This window comes from Pseudomonas sp. PS01299 (assembly GCF_029960145.1).
In the GTDB taxonomy this organism is placed as follows: Bacteria; Pseudomonadota; Gammaproteobacteria; order Pseudomonadales; family Pseudomonadaceae; genus Aquipseudomonas; species Aquipseudomonas putida_A.
Window position 1 is genome coordinate 1 of the sequence record NZ_JASCPO010000458.1, and the last position, 1908, is coordinate 1908.

Consider the following 1908-nt stretch of genomic DNA (forward strand, 5'->3'; position numbering starts at 1 on the left):
GGGCTTGCTCGCGAATGCTGAGTGTCAGGCGACAAATTTGTATCTGATACACCGCATTCGCGAGCAAGCCCGCTCCCACATTTGATTGTGTCAGGCCTGCTTTTCGCGGAGCTCCTCGATACTGATCTCACGCATCCGAAATTTCTGGATCTTGCCCGTCACCGTCATCGGAAACTCCTCCACAAACTTGAAGTAACGCGGCGTCTTGAAGTGGGCGATGCGCTCCTTGCACCAGGTTTGCAGTTCCAGTTCCGAGGCACTGTGGCCGGGATGGAATTTGATCCAGGCGACAATCTCCTCGCCGTAACGCGAGCACGGAATGCCGATCACTTGTACGTCCGCCACCGCCGGGTGGGTGAAGAAAAACTCTTCCAGCTCACGCGGATAAACGTTCTCGCCACCACGGATGATCATGTCCTTGTTGCGCCCGGCGATGTTCACGTAACCCTCATCGTTCATGCTCGCCAGATCGCCGGTGTGCATCCAGCCGGCCTCGTCGATGGCTTCGGCCGTGGCTTGCGGGTTGCTCCAGTAACCGAGCATCACACTGTAACCGCGGGTGCACAGCTCACCGATGGTGCCGCGCGGCACCAGGTTGCCCGCCTCGTCGATGATTTTGCTTTCCAGTTGCGGCTGGGTGCGGCCGACGGTGGTGACGCGCAGTTCCAGCTCATCGTTCGGCCCGGTCTGCAGCGACACCGGACTGGTCTCGGTCATGCCGTAGGCAATCTGCACTTCGCTCATGTGCATCTCGCTGATGACCCGGCGCATTACCTCGATCGGGCAAGTGGCGCCGGCCATGATCCCGGTGCGCAGGGTCGACAAGTCGAACTCGGCCCGCTGCGGCTGATCGAGCATGGCGATGAACATGGTTGGCACACCGTACAGGCCGGTGGCTTGTTCTTCGGCGACAGTTTGCAGGGTCAGCAGCGGGTCGAACGCGTCGTTGGGATAAATCATGGTGCTGGCGTGGGTGATGCAGCCGAGGTTGCCCATGACCATGCCGAAGCAGTGATACAGCGGCACGGGGATCACCAGGCGGTCGCTCGGGGTCAGGCCGATGCTTTCGCCGACCATGTAACCGTTGTTGAGGATGTTGTAGTGACTGAGGGTCGCGCCCTTGGGGAAACCGGTGGTGCCGGAGGTGTACTGGATGTTCACCGGTTGATCGAAGTGCAGACTGTCGCTGCGTTCACGCAGTTGTTCGGGCGAAACTCTGCTCGCCAGATCGGCCAGTTGCGACCACGGCAGGAAGCCCGACGGTGGCTGTGCGTCGAGGCTGATCACCCCGCGCAAATCCGCCAGACGTTCGCTGCACAAATGGCCGATGGATTGCTCTGCGAGTTCCGGTACCAGCCCTTGCAGCATGGCGTGGTAGTTGGAGGACTTGAAAGCGCCGGCGCACACCAGCCACTGGCAACCGGACTGCTTGAGCACGTATTCCAGTTCGGAGCTGCGGTAGGCCGGGTTGATGTTGACCAGGATCACGCCGAGCTTCGCCGTGGCGATTTGCGTGATGCACCACTGTGCACAGTTCGGCGCCCAGATACCGAGCCGATCTCCCGCCTGCAAACCCAGCGCCAGCAAGGCTCTGGCGTGCAGGTCGACGCTATCGGCCAGTTGCTGCCAGGTATAACGCAACTGCTGATGCCTTACGACCAGCGCCTCGCCGTGTGGGTGTTGCGCGACAGTCTGATCGAACTTCTGCCCGATGGTCATCGCCAGCAAGGCTTTTTCCTGGGAGCCTCGGGTATAGCTGCGCTGCGGGTTTGCACTGGGTTGATCCATGATGACCCCTATTGTCTTTATTAGTGGGTTTACCGGGATTTTGCTTCGGGTGGGAGCGGGCTTGCTCGCGAATGGGGAGGATCAGTCGCCAGATGTATAGGCTGACACACTGCATTCGCG

At 60.3% G+C, this 1908-nt stretch carries 1 protein-coding gene; it reads right to left on the minus strand.

The window, feature by feature from the left end:
* Positions 1-90: 90 nt before the first annotated feature.
* Entirely contained in the window at positions 91-1788 is a 1698-nt protein-coding gene (locus QMX91_RS30970) for an AMP-binding protein (protein WP_282413893.1), read from the minus strand.
* Between the last annotated feature and the right edge of the window lie 120 nt (positions 1789-1908).